Source organism: Yersinia enterocolitica subsp. enterocolitica (genome assembly GCF_901472495.1).
Lineage (GTDB): Bacteria > Pseudomonadota > Gammaproteobacteria > Enterobacterales > Enterobacteriaceae > Yersinia > Yersinia enterocolitica.
The window spans coordinates 790,575-808,315 of the sequence record NZ_LR590469.1; the positions used below are offsets into that span (position 1 = coordinate 790,575).

Sequence of the window (17,741 nt, forward strand, 5' to 3'; positions counted from 1 at the left end):
ACCCATGGGTTTTACCGATTTCATTTAAAGGAGAAATCTATGCCGGTTTAATGAAAATATACTACGAGCTGGGACCCGTTGGCAGAGGCATCTGGTAAGAAGTGACTCTTTTTCACCAGAATATGACCTGTGTCTAATTTTCATAATGGTAAATAGTTGTCAAAACCGTCATAAAATTACATTTTAAAGTTGTACCGCCTGATTTGACGCGGCTTGCCACTCTATCGCGTGTTTTTTGACCTTTTTTGACCCACTTTTATCTGGGTTTACTGGCTATAGTCAAAGAGAGTACATTAGTAATGTAAGAAAATTACAAATATCCTGCAACGAGGAGAATAACATGGCGGTAACTAATACAGCCCAGGCAGCCCAGGCGTGTGATCTGGTGATTTTCGGCGCTAAGGGAGACTTGGCTCGCCGGAAACTGTTGCCTTCCCTTTACCAATTAGAAAAAGCGGGTCACATCCACCCAGATACTCGGATTATCGGCGTAGGTCGTGCCGACTGGGATAAAGATGCGTACACAGCCGTGGTAAAGGAAGCCCTCGATACCTTTATGAAAGAGAAGCTGGATGATGAATTGTGGCAAAAACTCAGTTCTCGTCTCGACTTCTGTAATTTAGATGTCAATGACAGCAAACACTTTGCCAAATTGGGCAAAATGTTGGATCAGAAAAACCGCATAACTATCAATTATTTTGCCATGCCACCTAATACTTTTGGTGCAATCTGCAAAGGCTTGGGTGAGGCAGGGCTGAATAAAGAGCCTGCGCGGGTGGTAATGGAAAAACCATTGGGGAAAGATTTAGCGTCCTCACGGGTGATTAACGATCAGGTTGCCGAATATTTCAACGAGTGTCAGGTTTACCGCATCGACCATTATCTCGGTAAAGAAACCGTGCTGAACTTGTTGGCTTTGCGTTTTGCTAACTCACTGTTCGCATCCAACTGGGATAACCGCACGATTGACCATGTGCAGATAACCGTGGCAGAAGAAGTGGGGATCGAAGGGCGCTGGGGCTATTTTGATCAGGCCGGTCAGATGCGCGATATGATTCAAAACCATTTGCTGCAAATTCTGACCATGATTGCCATGTCACCGCCAGCAGATTTGAGTACTGACCGTATTCGTGATGAAAAGGTGAAAGTACTACGCTCTCTGCGCCGTATCGATCACACCAATGTGCGCGAAACCACAGTGCGTGGTCAGTACACCGCTGGATTTGTGCAAGGTAATAAAGTGCCTGGCTATTTGGAAGAAGAAGGGGCGAACAAGAGCAGTAATACCGAAACGTTCGTGTCTATTCGTGTGGATATTGATGACTGGCGCTGGGCCGGTGTGCCGTTCTATCTGAGAACCGGTAAACGCCTGCCGACCAAATGTTCTGAGGTGGTGGTGTACTTTAAAAACCCTGCGCTGAACCTGTTCCGTGAATCTTATCAGCAACTGCCACAAAATAAGCTGACCATTCGTCTGCAACCAGATGAAGGCATCGAAATTGAAGTGCTGAATAAAGTGCCAGGTCTGGAGCACAAGCACCGCTTACAAACCACCAAACTTGACCTTAGCTTCACCAAAACCTTTAACGAACAGCATATGGCTGATGCTTACGAACGTCTGCTGTTAGAGACGATGCGCGGTATTCAGGCGCTGTTTGTACGCCGTGACGAGGTAGAAGAAGCCTGGAAGTGGGTCGATTCCATCATGGATGCATGGGCTGCTGATAATGAAGCACCTAAGCCTTACCAATCCGGGACATGGGGGCCAGTAGCATCTGTCGCCATGATCACTCGTGATGGTCGTTCATGGAATGAGTTCGAATAAATATTTAGGTTATGACTATACCCTAAATAATTCGAGTTATTGAGCGTAGCCAACGCACTTGCAGCTTGAAGTATGACGGGGATATTGCCCGATAACAGCGCCTCACCCAGGCGCAATAATAAAGAGCCGTTAGCTGGCTCGCATTGTGATTCTTTATGGCAGGCAGCAGCAGGAATGCATGTTCTGCCTGCCATATTTCAACTAACACCTTCGGGTGAGTACATGCCAATCGGCATAAGTGGAGATAACAACTGATGAAAAGCTGGAAAACGAGCGCAGAACAAATCATGACCGCAGGCCCAGTTGTCCCGGTGATCGTGATTAATAAGCTCGAGCAAGCGGTACCATTAGCAAAAGCTCTGGTGGCTGGTGGTGTTCGGGTGCTGGAAGTGACGTTGCGCACCCCTTGTGCTGTTGAGGCTATCCGCGCTATTGCTAAAGAAGTGCCTGAAGCGATAGTTGGCGCGGGGACTGTTCTTAATCCGCAGCAATTGGCTGACGTGGTTGAGGCTGGTGCTCAATTTGCTATTAGCCCGGGGCTGACAGATGAACTTCTCAAAGCAGCGACTGAAGGCTCTATTCCGTTGATCCCAGGGATCAGCACTGTTTCAGAACTGATGCTGGGCATGAGTTATGGCCTGCGTGAGTTTAAATTCTTCCCGGCAGAAGCTAACGGCGGCGTGAAAGCCTTGCAAGCCATTGGCGGCCCATTCTCTCAAGTGCGTTTCTGCCCAACTGGCGGTATCACACCGAATAACTATCGTGATTACCTGGCGCTGAAAAGTGTGTTGTGTATCGGCGGGTCATGGTTAGTTCCTGCTGATGCCTTGGAAAAAGGTGACTACGCTCGCATTACTGAATTAGCCAAACAAGCTGTTGCGGGTGCTACCGCATAAGTTGCTCTAACCTCCTGAACTGATGGGAGATACAGGCATTCGTTGCCCACGATAAAACCTCTGCAATGCAGGGGTTTTGTTTTTTTAGGATAACTAACTTATTATTTTGTAATCTCTTTTTATAAACTATTTGCCAAATTGATGGTTTGCTTTATAAAATTGACTGTGGTAAAAATACAACAGTTAATTATTCCAATTTGATGAGGGTTTTAGGCGTATCACACTAAGTTTTGCATACAAGAATGTAGCTAAACCGCGTGTTGCTAAAAAAAAGAGATATATTATGATGAAAATTAATGGAATTACTTTCAAACCGTCTACCTGTCAACTCTTCCTGTCTGCCATTCTGGCCAGTGAGCATCACTGGTGCAGCGAGCTGTAGCGTCGTTCTTCTTCCGTAGTTAACAAAATTTATACGCCAAGTGAGTTTCTATTTCTTACGGCCTGCGCACGTCTATTCCCTATGAATAGGGTGCCGAGTGAGGATAACCGTAACAAATAGACCTTAGCGTGCGTTTTACCCGTGATTGTTCAAAAAAACAGGGATATTTCCCTGCACTTTGCAATCGCCAGGGTAGCTGTGTGTTAGGAGAAGAATGATGATTTATTGGATATTTTTAGGTTTAGCGATTGTTGCAGAAATTATCGGCACGTTATCAATGAAATACGCCAGTGTCAGTGGTGAGCTGACCGGGCATATCGTGATGTATTTTATGATAACCGGCTCTTATATCATGCTGGCGCTGGCAGTGAAGAAAGTGGCCTTAGGTGTGGCCTATGCTCTGTGGGAAGGGATTGGTATCCTGATTATCACAGTCTTCAGTGTGTTGTGGTTTGATGAAAGCTTGTCGCCATTGAAAATTGCCGGTTTAGTCACCTTGGTCGGTGGCATAATGTTAGTGAAATCAGGGACTCGTAAGCCGAAGAAACCAAACAGTCCGAACCGAAATTCAGGTGAGCATCATGCAACAGCTTGAGTTTTATCATATCGCGTTTCTGATTTTGGCTGTCATCCTGGAAATCATCGCCAATATCTTGCTGAAAATGTCAGATGGTTTTCGCCGGGTATGGCTGGGCATATTATCGCTGTTGTCAGTATTAGGGGCATTCAGTGCGCTGGCCCAAGCGGTAAAAGGTATTGAGTTGTCAGTGGCTTATGCTTTATGGGGTGGGTTCGGTATCGCCGCCACTGTAGCCGCAGGTTGGATCTTATTTAATCAGCGCCTGAACTATAAAGGCTGGATTGGTCTGATCTTGTTACTGGCCGGGATGGTAATGATAAAGCTATCCTAATCTAGAGTCTGGCGGGGCGACTGCACCGATGGGCGCTCCGGCGGCTTACACCGCTACGCCCCATTCGGCACATTTCCCCGCCTATTCACGTTGTGATTAGTCTGAGACAAGCCAAGGAAATTTGGCTGCTAATCAAATAGCCGCAATAATTTTGATTTCAACTTTATACTTTGGATTCATTAGCTTGGCTTCGACGGTACAGCGTACAGGTGCACTGCCATCAACCACCCAGGCATCCCACGCCGCATTCATTGCCGCGAAGTCGGCCTTATCAGCCAGAAAAATAGTGGCATCCAAAATACGACTTTTATCTGAACCAAGCTGATTCAATATCATATCAATCGCTGCCAGGGTGTTTGCCGTTTGTGCCGTAGCATCGGCATCCAAATTTTCTGGTACGCTGGTGTAATAGATAGTGTTGTTAAATACCACTGCGTCTGACCAACGTTTTTCTGGATTAATGCGTTCAATACTCATTTTCACTCCCTTGTGTGAATGTCAATGTCAGTTATCGCATTAGAGTAGCACAGCTCGCCGCGAGAATGTGTGGTCGTAAGGCGTTAGGCTTGGCATAATCACCGCTGATTTCGCCCGGAAGAGAAAGCGTGACAGACGATTTTGCAACAGATGGTGCATTAGCACAGGCCATTACAGGTTTTAATCCCCGTGAGTCCCAGCGCCAGATGGCTGCGGCAATCAGCGAATCCATTGATGGTAAACAACAACTGGTGGTTGAGGCCGGTACTGGTACGGGTAAAACATTTGCTTATTTGGCACCCGCCTTACGGGCTGATTGCAAAGTCATTATCTCCACTGGCTCCAAAGCATTACAGGATCAGCTCTATTCCCGCGACTTGCCTACGGTCGCGACAGCCCTACAATACAAAGGAAAGTTGGCGCTACTCAAAGGCCGTTCGAACTACCTGTGTCTGGAGCGACTGGAACAGCAATCTCTGGCGGGTGGCGAACTTGCCAGTGAAACATTAGTGGATTTAGTTCGATTGCGCGGCTGGTCAGCAGAAACCGTAGACGGGGATATCAGTACCTGTGGTGAAGTGGCAGAAGACAGCTTTGTCTGGCCGCTTGTCACCAGCACCAATGACAACTGTCTGGGCAGCGATTGCCCGTTGTACAAAGATTGTTTTGTGGTCAAAGCCCGTCGCCGGGCGATGGATGCTGATGTGGTGGTGGTTAACCACCATCTATTCCTGGCGGATATGGTGGTGAAAGAGAGCGGGTTTGCGGAACTTATCCCCACTGCCGATGTGATGATTTTCGATGAAGCCCATCAGATACCTGATATTGCCAGCCAATATTTCGGTCAGCAACTGACCAGCAGGCAACTGATGGATTTGGCAAAAGACATTATTATTGCCTATCGCACTGAGGTGCGTGATTCAGCACAATTACAAAAAAGTGCTGACCGCCTGACACAAAGCACGCAAGATTTTCGTTTGGTTCTGGGGGATCCCGGCTATCGCGGTAATCTGCGCGATGTGATGGAGCAACCCGCCATTCAGCGGGCGTTGCTGTTGCTCGATGATGCACTGGAGCTGTGTTACGACGTCATGAAATTGTCTCTGGGGCGCAGCGCCATGCTGGATGCGGCCTTTGAACGCGCTACGGTGTATCGCAACCGCCTGAAACGATTAAAAGATGTCTCCATGCCCGGCTATAGTTATTGGTATGAGTGTAACTCACGGCATTTTGTTCTGGCGCTAACGCCACTCTCAGTCTCTGACCGCTTTCGCGAGTTAATCGAAGAAAAACCCGGCACCTGGATTTTCACCTCAGCCACACTGTCGGTGAATGATCAGTTGTCGCATTTCACCTCCCGACTGGGGTTGACCAATGCCAAGACATTGCTGCTGCCCAGCCCGTTTGATTACGCTAATCAAGCATTGCTGTGCGTGCCGCGCAATCTGCCTTCCGCCAATGAACCGGGGGCGGCGCGTAAACTGGCCGTGATGCTAAAACCCTTGATTGATGCCAATAAAGGACGCTGTTTCTTCCTGTGTACCTCGCACCAGATGATGCGCGGCCTGGCTGAAGAGTTCCGGGCCAGCATGACATTGCCGGTATTGGTGCAAGGGGAAACCAGCAAAGGGCAGCTTCTGGCGCAATTTGTGGCGGCGGGCAATGCGCTTTTGGTGGCGACCAGCAGTTTTTGGGAAGGGGTGGATGTGCGGGGTGATGCTTTATCCTGCGTTATCATCGACAAACTGCCATTTACCTCACCGGATGATCCTTTGTTGAAAGCGCGCATTGAAGATTGCCGCTTGCGTGGCGGCGATCCGTTCAATGATGTGCAATTACCCGATGCAGTGATTACCCTCAAGCAAGGTGTCGGGCGTTTGATTCGTGATATTGATGATCGCGGCGTGCTGGTTATCTGTGATAACCGCCTGGTAATGCGCCCTTATGGCGCGATGTTCCTTAATAGCTTACCACCGGCACCCCGGACCCGTGATTTGGCGAAAGCTATCGCTTTTCTCAAGCAGCGCGATTGAGGGAAAAGCGAGGAGGGGTGTGCTATCATGCGCGCCCTGTGTTGAATTCATCTTCTTTTCCTGCCGAGGTTGGCATGTCCACGCGAATTTTAGCGATCGATACCGCAACAGAAGCTTGTTCTGTCGCACTCTGGAACAACGGTGAGGTTCAGGCTTTGTTTGAGCTTTGCCCACGAGAACATACCCAACGAATTTTACCGATGGTACAGCAAGTGTTGGCTGAGTCGGGCTTGTCTCTGCAACAACTCGATGCACTGGCCTTTGGTCGTGGCCCCGGCAGCTTTACCGGTGTAAGAATTGGCATCGGCATTGGCCAAGGGCTGGCATTGGGCGCTGATTTGCCAATGATCGGTATTTCTACCTTGCAAACCATGGCTCAGGGGGCGTTTCGCCTGACGGGTGCATCTCGCGTTTTAGCGACAATAGATGCTCGGATGGGCGAAGTTTATTGGGGCGAATTCGAGCGCAACGACGAAGGGTTGTGGCTCGGCGACGCGAGTGAAGCGGTGATGACACCGGCACAAGCGCTGGAGCATGCGCAATCATTGAGTGGTACTTGGTCAACGGTCGGCACGGGTTGGCAAACTTATCCTGATCTGATTAGCGGCAGCGGTGTAGTGCTGGTTGACGGTGAAATAACCTTGCCCCATGCTGAGGATATGTTACCGCTGGCATTATCATCATGGGCGCATGGGCAGGTTGTCAGTGTGGAGAATGCCGAGCCGGTATATCTGCGCAATGAAGTGACCTGGAAAAAACTTCCTGGTCGCTAGAACCTATCGTTGCTGCTGTAATTTGAATAATTAAGAAGATAGCAACTTGTCATGCTGTTTAGAGTCTAAAATACCAGAATAGAGATATGATAAGGAGCCTCAGGTTATGGCGATAATGACATCAACAACTCAATCTACCAGAAACAGAAGCCGTAAATGGATGTGTGGTTGGCTAGGGTTGGGCGCTTTGCTACTTTCCGGTTGTGTCACGATCCCGCCAGCGATTCAGGGAACAACCGCGACACCACAGCAAAACCTTAATTTGGTTCGAACCGATCCGAAAGTATTTATCGGTCAGGAAGCGCGCTTTGGCGGAACTGTTATTAACGTCACCAACGAAGCACATCGCACCCGACTTGAAATTGCCAGTGTACCTTTGGACTCAGGTGCCCGACCTATTTTGGGTGAACCTTCACAAGGGCGAGTTATTGCTTATGTGAATGGTTTCCTGGAGCCGGTCGACTTCCGTGGGCATCTGGTCACTGTTGTCGGGCCAATTACCGGTGTTGAAGCGGGTAAAATTGGCCAGACACCTTATGATTTCGTGGTAATGAATGCTACGGGTTACAAGCGCTGGCACCTTGAACAGCAAGTGATGATGCCGCCAACTATGGGTCCTTGGGGTTACCATAATCCTGGCATGTGGGGGCCAGGATGGGGCGGTTGGTACAATCCGGGGCCAGCACCGATACAAACTATCGTCACGGAGTAGTGGGCCGGTTACCTGCGCGGAAGTGTATTTAACAGAAGGGCGCTGAATTCAGCGCCCTTTTTGCATCTATCCTCCGCAGGATCGGTATAAAAGATTTTATAATCAAAAGCTTATACGCTTTAATATTATAAAATAAAAATAGTATGTTGATTTTACTGAGATTTCTTTTTTAGCTTGATTATTTCTATGATTTCAACGCCAGAAAATAGTGATGTATATCCCAACCTCAAAATTGTTTAAAAGCAAACTGGTAAGCTGAGTTAAAATATTGTTAAAGTTCTGGTGTAAATAAGTTTGCCTCCCCATTTGGGCGACTAATAATAATTTCAGGAGTGCTACCTTGGAAAAAGTATGGCTAAAGCGGTATCCGGCAGATGTCCCCGCAGAAATTGACCCGGATCGCTATTCTTCTTTGGTGGAAATGTTTGAGAATGCCGCATTGCGTTATGCGGACCAACCTGCGTTCATCAATATGGGAGAGGTGATGACCTTCCGTAAGCTGGAAGAGCGTAGCCGTGCTTTCGCCGCCTATTTACAGCAAGGCTTGGGGTTACAAAAAGGCGACCGTGTCGCGTTGATGATGCCTAACTTGCTGCAATATCCTATCGCTTTGTTTGGTATTCTGCGCGCCGGTATGGTTGTGGTGAATGTTAACCCCTTGTATACCCCGCGAGAATTAGAACACCAGCTTAATGATAGTGGCGCTGCGGCCATTGTTATTGTTTCCAACTTTGCTCATACATTGGAAAAAATCGTCTTTAAGACCCAAGTCAAACACGTCATTTTGACTCGGATGGGCGACCAATTGTCGACCGCGAAAGGGACTCTGGTTAATTTTGTGGTGAAATATATCAAGCGCTTGGTGCCGAAATACTATTTGCCTGATGCTATTTCATTTCGTACTGCCTTACAGAAAGGTCGGCGGATGCAGTATGTGAAGCCGGATGTGATCAATACAGATATGGCATTCTTGCAGTACACCGGCGGTACTACCGGCGTGGCGAAAGGGGCCATGTTAACTCACCGTAACATGCAATCGAATCTGGAACAGGCCAAGGCGGCCTACGCGCCATTGTTGCAGCCAGGTCACGAGTTGGTAGTGACGGCTCTGCCTCTCTATCATATCTTTGCTTTGACCATGAACTGCCTATTATTTATCGAATTGGGCGGGCGCAGTTTATTGATAACCAATCCGCGTGATATTCCAGGAATGGTGAAAGAGCTCAGTCGCTATCCCTTCACGGCGATGACGGGAGTGAATACGTTATTTAATGCGTTGTTAAATAATGAAGAATTCACCAAATTAGATTTCTCGACATTACGGCTTTCTGTGGGGGGCGGTATGCCCGTACAAAAAGCAGTGGCCGAAAAGTGGGAAAAATTGACCGGGAAACATTTACTGGAAGGTTATGGTTTGACGGAGTGTTCGCCGCTCGTGACTGGTAACCCTTATGATTTGAGACATTACAGTGGCAGTATTGGTTTACCCGTGCCTTCCACCGATGTTCGGTTGGTGGATGATGAAGGCCACGATGTTGCTATGGGGGAGCCGGGCGAACTGTGGGTGCGCGGGCCACAAGTTATGTTAGGCTATTGGCAACGCCCTGAAGCGACAGATGAAGTATTAAAAGACGGATGGCTGGCAACAGGTGATATTGCGACGCTAGATGAACAAGGCTTCTTGCGCATCGTTGATCGTAAAAAGGATATGATTCTGGTTTCAGGTTTTAACGTCTACCCCAACGAGATTGAAGATGTGGTGGCGTTACATGCGAAAGTGCTGGAGTCTGCTGCTGTAGGGGTGCCTAATGAGGTTTCCGGCGAGACAGTAAAATTGTTTGTCGTAAAAAAAGATGCCTCATTGACGCAGGAAGAGCTGCTAACCCATTGCCGCCGCTACCTAACAGGGTATAAAGTACCGAAAATCGTAGAGTTCCGTGACGAATTGCCAAAATCGAATGTTGGCAAAATTTTGCGCAGGGAACTGCGTGACGATCAGATTAAAGCTAAGACTAGCGAGCAAAACGCAGCATAGCTTAACGAGGGAGTCACTCAATCATCATCAACAACGCCGGTTATCACCGGCGTTGTTGTGTTTGCCATAGAACTAATGACTAATAGAGAATCACGTTTTGAATTATCAGTTGATCACGACCGACAGTGCGTTGCAGCAGGTCTGCGAACAAGCCCGAACACATGCCCATGTTGCGTTGGATACAGAGTTTGTCAGAACCCGCACCTACTACCCTCAGTTGGGCCTGATTCAACTGTATGATGGTGAACAACTTTCGCTGATTGATCCTTTGCCCATCACGCAGTGGCAGCCTTTCCGTGAGTTGTTGCAAGATTTAAATGTAGTGAAGTACCTACATGCCGGGAGTGAAGATCTCGAAGTGTTCTTGAATGCTTTTGAACTCATGCCTACACCGATGATTGATACTCAGGTGTTGGCGGCATTTTCTGGCCGTTCGTTATCTTGCGGTTTCGCTATGTTGGTGAATGAATTTGAAGGCGTCGAATTAGATAAAAGCGAATCTCGCACGGATTGGATTGCTCGTCCGCTGAGTGAAAAGCAGTGTGATTATGCGGCTGCTGACGTATTTTACCTGTTACCGTTAGCCACCAAATTAGTTGAAGCGACCGAAGCAGCGGGGCGTATGGACGCCGCTAAAGACGAATGTGAGCTGTTGTGTCGCCGTCGCAGTGAAACACTCGATCCCGAATTAGCCTACCGTGAAATCACCAATGCCTGGCAGTTGCGCGGCTATCAGTTGGCTTGCCTACAAAAGTTGGCGTCATGGCGCTTACGTCAGGCTCGTGAACGAGACCTGGCGGTGAACTTTGTGGTTCGCGAAGAGAATCTGTGGCAAGTTGCCCGTTATCAGCCAACCTCGCTGGGTGAGCTTGACTCTCTGGGCTTAAGTGGGCAAGAGATCCGCTATCATGGCCGCACCTTGCTGGCGTTGGTAGCGGAAGGTAATGCTGTTCCTGAGGATCAGTTGCCACCACCGGTTATCAATCTGATTGATCAGCCAGGTTACAAAAAAGTCTTTAAAGATATTAAAGCACTTATTGTGTCGGTCAGTGAGCGCAGTGGGCTAAGTAGCGAATTGTTGGCGTCACGCCGCCAAATAAACCAATTACTCAGTTGGCATTGGAAATTGAAGTCAACAGAAACTCAACCTGAATTATTAAGTGGCTGGCGTGGGGATTTATTGGCTACGGAATTGACTGAGATTTTACAGCAATATTAATAGCAGAAATAAGAGTTAAGGATTTTCTTGTTTTGGCTGGCGTATATATATAACAAGTATAAACCTGGATATATATACAGTTTATAAAAAAGAATTACCCCCTGTAAATAAATACAGGGGGTAGCTATTGCGAAGAAATCATTTAGGCGTTTCTTCCGTTTCCGGTAATGTCACGTTAAGTTCAAGTACCGAAATATCATCCCCTTTCTGCTCAAATTGCACATGCAGCATTTCAGGGTCAATCTGAATATATTTACAAATAACCGCCAAAATATCGCGTTTCAAGTCAGGCAAATAATGGGGCTCACTGTCCCCACGACGACGCTCAGCGACGATAATTTGCAGCCGTTCCTTGGCTATATTGGCTGTCGGTTTTTTGCGGGACAGAAAAAAGTCTAACAAAGCCATGGTTTATCCCCCAAAAAGGCGTTTCAGGAAGCCCTTCTTCTCTTCTTCAATGAAGCGGAAGGGACGTTCTTCTCCTAGCAAACGGTCAACGGTATCGTCATAAGCTTTACCGGCATCTGACTCTTTGTCCAGAATCACAGGCTCGCCTTGGTTCGAGGCGCGCAATACAGACTGATCTTCTGGAATAACGCCAACCAGTGGTATCCTCAGAATATCAAGGACATCTTCCATGCTAAGCATATCGCCGCGATTAACACGCCCTGGGTTGTAGCGAGTCAACAGCAGATGTTCTTTAATTGGTTCCTGACCATTCTCAGCTCGGCGTGACTTGGATGACAATATCCCGAGGATACGGTCTGAGTCACGAACTGAAGAAACTTCAGGGTTGGTCGTGATGACAGCTTCGTCAGCAAAATACAGTGCCATCAACGCACCGCTTTCGATACCGGCAGGTGAGTCACACACGACAAACTCAAAATTCATTTCGCCAAGATCGTTTAAAATCTTTTCGACACCCTCTTTGGTCAGAGCGTCTTTGTCACGGGTCTGAGAAGCGGGCAGAATATACAAATTATCCGTGCGCTTATCTTTTATTAATGCCTGGTTCAATGTGGCGTCACCTTGAATCACATTAACAAAATCGTAAACTACCCGGCGTTCACAACCCATAATCAAGTCTAGATTCCGTAGTCCGATATCAAAATCGATAACAACGGTTTTTTTACCTTTTTGGGCCAAGCCGGTTGCGATAGCCGCGCTTGATGTGGTCTTGCCAACGCCCCCTTTACCCGATGTAACAACAATAATGCGTGCCATGAAATGGATTCCTTGTCAAAAGGGCTTAATTTAAAGGTTGTATAGTTAATGCGTTATCCAGCAAATGCAAACGCGCAGCTTGACCAAAATAATCACTGGGGATTTGATCACTCAACCAGTACTGCCCTGCGATAGAGACTAGTTCAGCACCCAGATGCGTGCAAAAAATCTGGCACTGCGCATCACCTGATGCGCCTGCTAGCGCACGACCGCGCATCATTCCATAGATATGAATATTGCCGTCGGCAATTAATTCAGCTCCAGCACTGACACTGCTGATAACAATCAAATCACAATTACGGGCATAAATCTGTTGGCCAGAACGGACAGGCGTGTTGATGATTCGTGTCTTGGTAGGAACATTTTCCGGCGGACTAACAACCGGCTCTGGTGCCATTTTCTGACCTTTACCTTCGCTCAGTAATGGCAAACCAGCCCGTGCTATCGCACGTTTTTGACGTTCATCCTGACAACCACTGATGCCAACAATACGCAGACCCGCTGAAGTGACAGCCTGTTGGAGATCTTTCCAGTTAGCACCGTTAGGTAACGTTGCAACGTTAATCACAACAGGGGCGTTTTTCAGGAAAGCGGGTGCTTGATCTACCTTTTCCTGTAAAGCCTGACGGATTACCTCCGGTCGTGAATCATGTAAATGAATGACCGATAGGGTAAAACTACTGCCTTTTAACTCAATTGGCGATTGTGACATCTATCCTGACTCAGTTTCAGCTGCGTTTAATCCCCGGAATTTCATTCGGGGTACAATATTCTGATCTTCCCAAGCATGTTATAGGTAATATAAAAATAAATCTATCCGTATCAATATATTGAATCCTAACATCCAAATGATGCCAATCTTGTAGGAAATTACAGCATAACTTCTCCTTATTCGCTAGCCCCGGTTTGTCTATATTTGGTTAATATCACTGTCATGATTGTGTTGTTTATTTTTTCAACAGCCAGATTGGCTTCTTACCCGTTATTATCGTTTTTAAGATGAAGAAATAAGAGGGTGTAATGCGGTTATTATCCGATGAGTGAAATACCTCGTAATATTATTTCGGAGAAATCTCACTCAATACTTTGTCAATCTGAGCCATGCATCGATAAAGCAGAAATTAGTCACAAACTTGAAGGATTTTGTTTTTTGCCTATAAATGAGGCGAACGACCACTATTTTTAGTTATATAATATTGAGAATGATAATCATTTTATGATATTTTCCGATTTCTACATTCATTAATCTAAAGGAAATCAATGATGAAAAGGAGTTTCATCCCACTATCATTTATCGGTGTTATTGCCATATCAACGCCATTGCAAGTCGGGGCTGATTTTAGCTATCACGCTGAAATTCCAAAAGATAGTAAGATTTCTACGGATTATCTTGAAAAACGAAAAGCATTGGGTGCGTCGGGCCTTGATGCCCAATCATGGCAACGTCAACTGGACGAGGAGAAAGCGCGAAGGGACGCTGAGGCGGCGAGGAATGAAAAGGAAAAACAGGTGAAATGCCAACAGCAGGAATCTCAACAACGCCCGCGTGTGGACAACACTAAGAACTCCTATTTAGTTCACGACCGTTGTGCTGCCAGTATTGGCATTGATATTCCCGTCTATTGATATCTCGGATAGGTGATATAGGCTGGCGTGTTATAATCGCCAGCTATACCCGTCATACTTCAAGCTGCATGTGCGTTGGTTGCTTTCGTTCACCTCCAGTCACTTACTTGAGTAAGTTTCTGGGGGCACTCAATTGCCGCCTTCCTGCAACTTGAATTATTTAGGGTATGTTACCCTTGAATTTATCGACTAGAGTCCAAAACATGCTTTGTGCTATCTACAGAAGCCCGAAACGGGATCAAACCTACCTTTATATTGAAAAGAAAGACGATTTCTCGCGAGTGCCGGCTGAGTTACTCGCCAGTTTTGGTAAACCCCAATTTGCGATGTTGCTTTCACTTAATGAGCGCAAAAGCTTAGCCACAGCGGATATCGAAAAAGTGAAAAGTGCACTCGTTGAACAGGGTTTTTATCTGCAAGTCCCGCCGCCGCCAGAAAGCTTATTAAAAATGCATTTGGGTGAAACGAAAGCTTAGTTCCCTCACGGTTTGTGGCTTTATAAAGGAATGCGTCGATGAAATTGTCAATGGTTACAGTCGCTTTTGCGGCTGTTATATCTTTGGGGTGTGCTAATAAGAACACAGCCGCGCCAATTCAAACACCGGTTGCTGCACCACCAGCAGCACCAACCCCAGCCCTTGCCAGCAATAACAACAGCAAAAAAATGTTATCCGAACAGGGGCGCTCTCCGGCGCAGTTTCCTGCCTATGTTGAACAATTGAAAGCCCAGGCGCGAGCTCAGGGAATCAGTGAGGCAACTTTGGCGGTTGCTTTCGCCAATATTCATTTTGTTGACCGGGTTATCCAATCAGATCGAAACCAGTTAGAAAAAAAGGTCACACTGGATGATTACCTCGCTAAAGTTTTGACGCCAAGCAAAATAGCGCAGGGCAAAGAGATTTATCAGCGCTACCAACCCCAATTATCACAAGTGACTGCACGTTATGGGGTACCTGAACGCTATATTGTGGCGCTGTGGGGAATGGAAAGTGGTTTTGGTAAGATTCAAGGTAAAGAAGATGTCATTTCAGCTTTATCAACGTTGGCATTTGAAGGGCGGCGCGAGGCGTTTTTCACCAAAGAGTTGATCGCCGCATTGAAGATTATTCAACAAGGTCGGGTTGAAGACCCACAATTAAAAGGATCTTGGGCTGGTGCTATGGGGCAAAGCCAGTTTATGCCAAGTTCTTTTTTGACCTATGGTGCTGACGGTGATGGTGATGGCAAAGTCGATATTTGGAATAATATTGATGATGTGTTTGCTTCTACTGCTAACTATTTGTCTACTGAGGGGTGGAAACCGGGGATCGGTTGGGGGCAAGAAGCACAATTGCCTGATGGCTTCAATGTTGCATTTGCTGGTCTGAAAGACAGCCAGGCCAAGACCGTGGCTCAATGGCAGCAACTCGGTGTTGCCCCCAAGGGAAGTGTGGCTAATCCTGACTTGCGCGCCTGGGTGATCGTGCCTGATGACGTGCAAGGGCGTGCGTTTCTGGTTTATGATAATTTCCGCACCATTATGCACTGGAACCGTTCTTACTATTTTGCTATCAGCATTGGTATGATGGCAGATAGTATTAGTCAATAAAGCCTGTGGCCAATATGAGCAGTAGAACAGCGTATTTGGCCGCGGGTAGTGTCTATCAGGAGAGGCAGTATGTATCAACATAGAGACTGGCAAGGGGCTTTGCTGGATTTTCCAGTCAATAAAGTGGTTTGCGTAGGCAGTAACTATGCCGAACATATTAAAGAAATGGGCAGTACCACCTCAGTCGAGCCAGTGCTGTTTATAAAGCCTGAAACGGCATTGTGTGATATTCGCCAACCGGTTGCTATCCCGAAAGAGTTCGGTGCTGTTCATCATGAGGTAGAATTAGCCGTTTTGATCGGAACACCGTTAAAGCAAGCGAATGAAGACAGAGCGGCTCGTGCTATTGCTGGGTATGGCGTGGCATTGGATTTAACCCTGCGCGAATTACAGGCCGGGTTGAAAAAAGCGGGGCAGCCGTGGGAAAAGGCCAAAGCATTTGATGGTTCGTGTCCGATTTCGGGTTTTATTCCTGTCGCAGAGTTTGGTGATGCACAACAGGCTGAGTTATCTCTGTCCATTAATGATGAAATCCGTCAGCAGGGAAACACCCGCGATATGATTACCCCCATTCTGCCCTTGATATGTTATATCAGCCGTTTCTTTACCTTACGTCCTGGCGATATTATTTTGACCGGTACGCCGCAAGGTGTCGGGCCGATGGCATCGGGTGATATGCTAAAAATTGGCCTGAATGGCAAGACGTTGAGCACCCGTGTACTCTAAATATATGCCGCTTGGGCTTGTTGCTCGGGCGGCAAAACTTGCATCTGCTAGCTAAAGCGTCTATAACGACCCGCTCATTTAACACTATATTTATTCACTACACCGGATACCGTTATGTCACAACTTCCTTTTTGGCAACAAAAAACACTCGCTGAGATGTCGGATAGCGAATGGGAATCTCTGTGCGACGGATGTGGTCAATGCTGTTTGAATAAACTGATTGATGAAGACACTGATGAAATTTATTTCACCAATGTGGCTTGCGATCAGCTTAATCTCAAAACCTGTCAATGTCGTAACTATGAGCGCCGCTTTGAGTTAGAAGAGGATTGCATCAAGTTAACCCGCGAAAATCTGGTGACTTTTGAATGGTTGCCGCCTACTTGTGCCTACCGTTTAATTGGTGAAGGTCATGACTTACCCAAATGGCACCCATTATTAGCAGGTTCAAAATCGGCCATGCATGGCGAGCGAATTTCGGTACGTCATATTGCGGTGCGCGAGAGTGAAGTGATTGACTGGCAAGACCACATTTTAAATAAACCACAGTGGGCCAGATAACTATTGATATATAAGTAATTTATATCATATGGCTATTGTTTGGGGCATGAGTGGGGCATTGTCATTAAAACCAGCGTTCAAAATAGCCATCTGATCAAGGTTGTTCTCTGACATCCATTTCCCGTATACGTTGTAAATCATCTGTGCCGATGCGTGGCCCATTTGATTTGCTACAAAGTTTGGATTGGCCCCCGCACTTAATGCCCAGCATGCAAATGTATGACGAGATTCGTATGCTTTTCTGTGCCTAATCCTGGCCTTCTTTAACATGGTATTCCATGCTGTTCCAATTGACCCAGGGGAGTACCAATGACCACCATTGCCATTTCTGGCTGAAATCTTTGGACAGAATACGAAAGTACACTGATCTACTCGTTCCTTGGCAAATTCCCTCAAGTTAACTGTGATGTCATGACATTCACCCAGGCGCGTCATCGCCGTCTGGTTTTTCAATGCTTCAATGGCGGGATAGGTTAGTCTGATCTCTCTATTGTCAGAGCCTGTTTTGGGAGGGGTAAAGTGGTTAATAACTGCCATATTCCTGCTGCTAGTTATAGTCCAATTTTTAGTGTCGATATCTTCCCAACTTAATGCGCATATCTCGCCGTGTCTCATTCCTGTGTTTATTGCTAAAATCCAGATGTTTTTCATTTTTTCTGAAGGTGAAGCAGATAAACATCGCTGATACTCACTTTTTGTCAGCGGGTGCAATTGTGAAGATCGTAGAAGATCTCCACAAATTGGGCTACCTCG

Annotated in this window: 18 protein-coding genes and 1 pseudogene; 14 read left to right on the plus strand and 5 right to left on the minus strand. The window is 46.9% G+C overall.

Annotated elements, in window-relative coordinates:
* Nucleotides 1-340: 340 nt before the first annotated feature.
* From zwf to mdtI, 4 genes are all read left to right on the plus strand, one after another.
* On the plus strand, nucleotides 341-1,825 hold the full coding sequence (zwf, locus tag FGL26_RS03650; protein WP_005163030.1) for a glucose-6-phosphate dehydrogenase: 1,485 nt from the start codon (nucleotides 341-343) through the stop codon (nucleotides 1,823-1,825).
* 254 nt (nucleotides 1,826-2,079) lie between these two features.
* On the plus strand, nucleotides 2,080-2,721 hold the full coding sequence (locus FGL26_RS03655) for a bifunctional 4-hydroxy-2-oxoglutarate aldolase/2-dehydro-3-deoxy-phosphogluconate aldolase (RefSeq protein ID WP_005163029.1): 642 nt from the start codon (nucleotides 2,080-2,082) through the stop codon (nucleotides 2,719-2,721).
* Between the two features lie 599 nt (nucleotides 2,722-3,320).
* Nucleotides 3,321-3,698 (plus strand): multidrug/spermidine efflux SMR transporter subunit MdtJ, encoded by a 378-nt coding sequence (mdtJ, locus tag FGL26_RS03660; RefSeq protein ID WP_005163026.1) that lies wholly within the window; start codon nucleotides 3,321-3,323, stop codon nucleotides 3,696-3,698.
* Entirely contained in the window at nucleotides 3,685-4,014 is a 330-nt protein-coding gene (gene mdtI, locus FGL26_RS03665; RefSeq protein WP_005163022.1) for a multidrug/spermidine efflux SMR transporter subunit MdtI, read from the plus strand. The genes mdtJ and mdtI overlap by 14 nt, the downstream gene beginning before the upstream one ends.
* Before the next feature lie 132 nt (nucleotides 4,015-4,146).
* Here mdtI and FGL26_RS03670 read toward each other — a convergent pair whose 3' ends face one another.
* Nucleotides 4,147-4,491, minus strand: a complete 345-nt coding sequence (locus tag FGL26_RS03670; protein ID WP_005169202.1) for a RidA family protein — start codon at nucleotides 4,489-4,491, stop codon at nucleotides 4,147-4,149.
* A 128-nt stretch (nucleotides 4,492-4,619) separates the two neighbouring features.
* Between FGL26_RS03670 and yoaA the strand changes: the two genes are divergently transcribed.
* From yoaA to rnd, 5 genes are all read left to right on the plus strand, one after another.
* Nucleotides 4,620-6,524, plus strand: coding sequence for a DNA repair helicase YoaA (gene yoaA, locus FGL26_RS03675; RefSeq protein WP_005169204.1), 1,905 nt, complete (start codon nucleotides 4,620-4,622; stop codon nucleotides 6,522-6,524).
* Between the two features lie 74 nt (nucleotides 6,525-6,598).
* Nucleotides 6,599-7,297: a tRNA (adenosine(37)-N6)-threonylcarbamoyltransferase complex dimerization subunit type 1 TsaB gene (tsaB, locus tag FGL26_RS03680; protein WP_005169206.1), complete on the plus strand. Its 699-nt coding sequence runs from the start codon at nucleotides 6,599-6,601 to the stop codon at nucleotides 7,295-7,297.
* Nucleotides 7,298-7,403: 106 nt separating this feature from the next.
* Complete coding sequence (locus tag FGL26_RS03685; RefSeq protein ID WP_032902713.1) at nucleotides 7,404-8,009, plus strand: Slp family lipoprotein; 606 nt, start codon at nucleotides 7,404-7,406, stop codon at nucleotides 8,007-8,009.
* Between the two features lie 340 nt (nucleotides 8,010-8,349).
* The gene (gene fadD, locus FGL26_RS03690) at nucleotides 8,350-10,044 is read left to right on the plus strand and encodes a long-chain-fatty-acid--CoA ligase FadD (RefSeq protein ID WP_005169210.1); all 1,695 of its coding nucleotides are present in this window, start codon (nucleotides 8,350-8,352) and stop codon (nucleotides 10,042-10,044) included.
* Between the two features lie 97 nt (nucleotides 10,045-10,141).
* Nucleotides 10,142-11,263 carry a ribonuclease D gene (gene rnd / locus FGL26_RS03695; protein ID WP_005169218.1) on the plus strand — a complete coding sequence of 374 codons (1,122 nt, stop codon included), beginning with the start codon at nucleotides 10,142-10,144 and terminating at the stop codon, nucleotides 11,261-11,263.
* A gap of 138 nt (nucleotides 11,264-11,401) precedes the next feature.
* Here the strand turns inward: rnd and minE are convergent, their stop codons facing one another.
* The 3 genes from minE to minC are packed head-to-tail and all read right to left on the minus strand — an operon-like array spanning nucleotide 11,402 to nucleotide 13,199.
* Nucleotides 11,402-11,671, minus strand: coding sequence for a cell division topological specificity factor MinE (minE, locus tag FGL26_RS03700; protein WP_002211180.1), 270 nt, complete (start codon nucleotides 11,669-11,671; stop codon nucleotides 11,402-11,404).
* A gap of 3 nt (nucleotides 11,672-11,674) precedes the next feature.
* Nucleotides 11,675-12,487 carry a septum site-determining protein MinD gene (gene minD / locus FGL26_RS03705; RefSeq protein WP_005163000.1) on the minus strand — a complete coding sequence of 271 codons (813 nt, stop codon included), beginning with the start codon at nucleotides 12,485-12,487 and terminating at the stop codon, nucleotides 11,675-11,677.
* Between the two features lie 25 nt (nucleotides 12,488-12,512).
* A complete protein-coding gene (gene minC / locus FGL26_RS03710) occupies nucleotides 12,513-13,199 on the minus strand; it encodes a septum site-determining protein MinC (protein ID WP_005169220.1) in 687 nt (228 codons plus the stop codon).
* A 551-nt stretch (nucleotides 13,200-13,750) separates the two neighbouring features.
* Here minC and FGL26_RS03715 point away from each other — a divergent pair.
* From FGL26_RS03715 to ycgN, 5 genes are all read left to right on the plus strand, one after another.
* Nucleotides 13,751-14,113 carry a hypothetical protein gene (locus FGL26_RS03715; RefSeq protein ID WP_005169222.1) on the plus strand — a complete coding sequence of 121 codons (363 nt, stop codon included), beginning with the start codon at nucleotides 13,751-13,753 and terminating at the stop codon, nucleotides 14,111-14,113.
* Between the two features lie 203 nt (nucleotides 14,114-14,316).
* A complete protein-coding gene (locus FGL26_RS03720; RefSeq protein WP_005162995.1) occupies nucleotides 14,317-14,589 on the plus strand; it encodes a YcgL domain-containing protein in 273 nt (90 codons plus the stop codon).
* Nucleotides 14,590-14,627: 38 nt separating this feature from the next.
* Nucleotides 14,628-15,701 carry a lytic murein transglycosylase gene (locus FGL26_RS03725; protein ID WP_005169224.1) on the plus strand — a complete coding sequence of 358 codons (1,074 nt, stop codon included), beginning with the start codon at nucleotides 14,628-14,630 and terminating at the stop codon, nucleotides 15,699-15,701.
* A 69-nt stretch (nucleotides 15,702-15,770) separates the two neighbouring features.
* Complete coding sequence (locus FGL26_RS03730; protein WP_005162993.1) at nucleotides 15,771-16,427, plus strand: fumarylacetoacetate hydrolase family protein; 657 nt, start codon at nucleotides 15,771-15,773, stop codon at nucleotides 16,425-16,427.
* Between the two features lie 114 nt (nucleotides 16,428-16,541).
* Entirely contained in the window at nucleotides 16,542-16,988 is a 447-nt protein-coding gene (ycgN, locus tag FGL26_RS03735) for a cysteine cluster protein YcgN (RefSeq protein ID WP_005162992.1), read from the plus strand.
* 24 nt (nucleotides 16,989-17,012) lie between these two features.
* On the opposite strand, the pseudogene FGL26_RS03740 reads toward ycgN, so the two are convergent.
* Nucleotides 17,013-17,705: pseudogene (locus FGL26_RS03740) on the minus strand (site-specific integrase); the annotation flags it as partial.
* Between the last annotated feature and the right edge of the window lie 36 nt (nucleotides 17,706-17,741).

Bases quoted from the DNA above. Each gene is read 5' to 3' on its own strand.
- zwf (WP_005163030.1), top strand. From the start codon at position 341: ATGGCGGTAACTAATACAGCCCAGGCAGCCCAGGCGTGTGATCTGGTG.
- FGL26_RS03655 (WP_005163029.1), top strand. From the start codon at position 2,080: ATGAAAAGCTGGAAAACGAGCGCAGAACAAATCATGACCGCAGGCCCA.
- mdtJ (WP_005163026.1), top strand. From the start codon at position 3,321: ATGATTTATTGGATATTTTTAGGTTTAGCGATTGTTGCAGAAATTATC.
- mdtI (WP_005163022.1), top strand. From the start codon at position 3,685: ATGCAACAGCTTGAGTTTTATCATATCGCGTTTCTGATTTTGGCTGTC.
- FGL26_RS03670 (WP_005169202.1), bottom strand. From the start codon at position 4,491: ATGAGTATTGAACGCATTAATCCAGAAAAACGTTGGTCAGACGCAGTG.
- tsaB (WP_005169206.1), top strand. From the start codon at position 6,599: ATGTCCACGCGAATTTTAGCGATCGATACCGCAACAGAAGCTTGTTCT.
- FGL26_RS03685 (WP_032902713.1), top strand. From the start codon at position 7,404: ATGGCGATAATGACATCAACAACTCAATCTACCAGAAACAGAAGCCGT.
- minE (WP_002211180.1), bottom strand. From the start codon at position 11,671: ATGGCTTTGTTAGACTTTTTTCTGTCCCGCAAAAAACCGACAGCCAAT.
- minD (WP_005163000.1), bottom strand. From the start codon at position 12,487: ATGGCACGCATTATTGTTGTTACATCGGGTAAAGGGGGCGTTGGCAAG.
- minC (WP_005169220.1), bottom strand. From the start codon at position 13,199: ATGTCACAATCGCCAATTGAGTTAAAAGGCAGTAGTTTTACCCTATCG.
- FGL26_RS03715 (WP_005169222.1), top strand. From the start codon at position 13,751: ATGAAAAGGAGTTTCATCCCACTATCATTTATCGGTGTTATTGCCATA.
- FGL26_RS03720 (WP_005162995.1), top strand. From the start codon at position 14,317: ATGCTTTGTGCTATCTACAGAAGCCCGAAACGGGATCAAACCTACCTT.
- FGL26_RS03725 (WP_005169224.1), top strand. From the start codon at position 14,628: ATGAAATTGTCAATGGTTACAGTCGCTTTTGCGGCTGTTATATCTTTG.
- FGL26_RS03730 (WP_005162993.1), top strand. From the start codon at position 15,771: ATGTATCAACATAGAGACTGGCAAGGGGCTTTGCTGGATTTTCCAGTC.
- ycgN (WP_005162992.1), top strand. From the start codon at position 16,542: ATGTCACAACTTCCTTTTTGGCAACAAAAAACACTCGCTGAGATGTCG.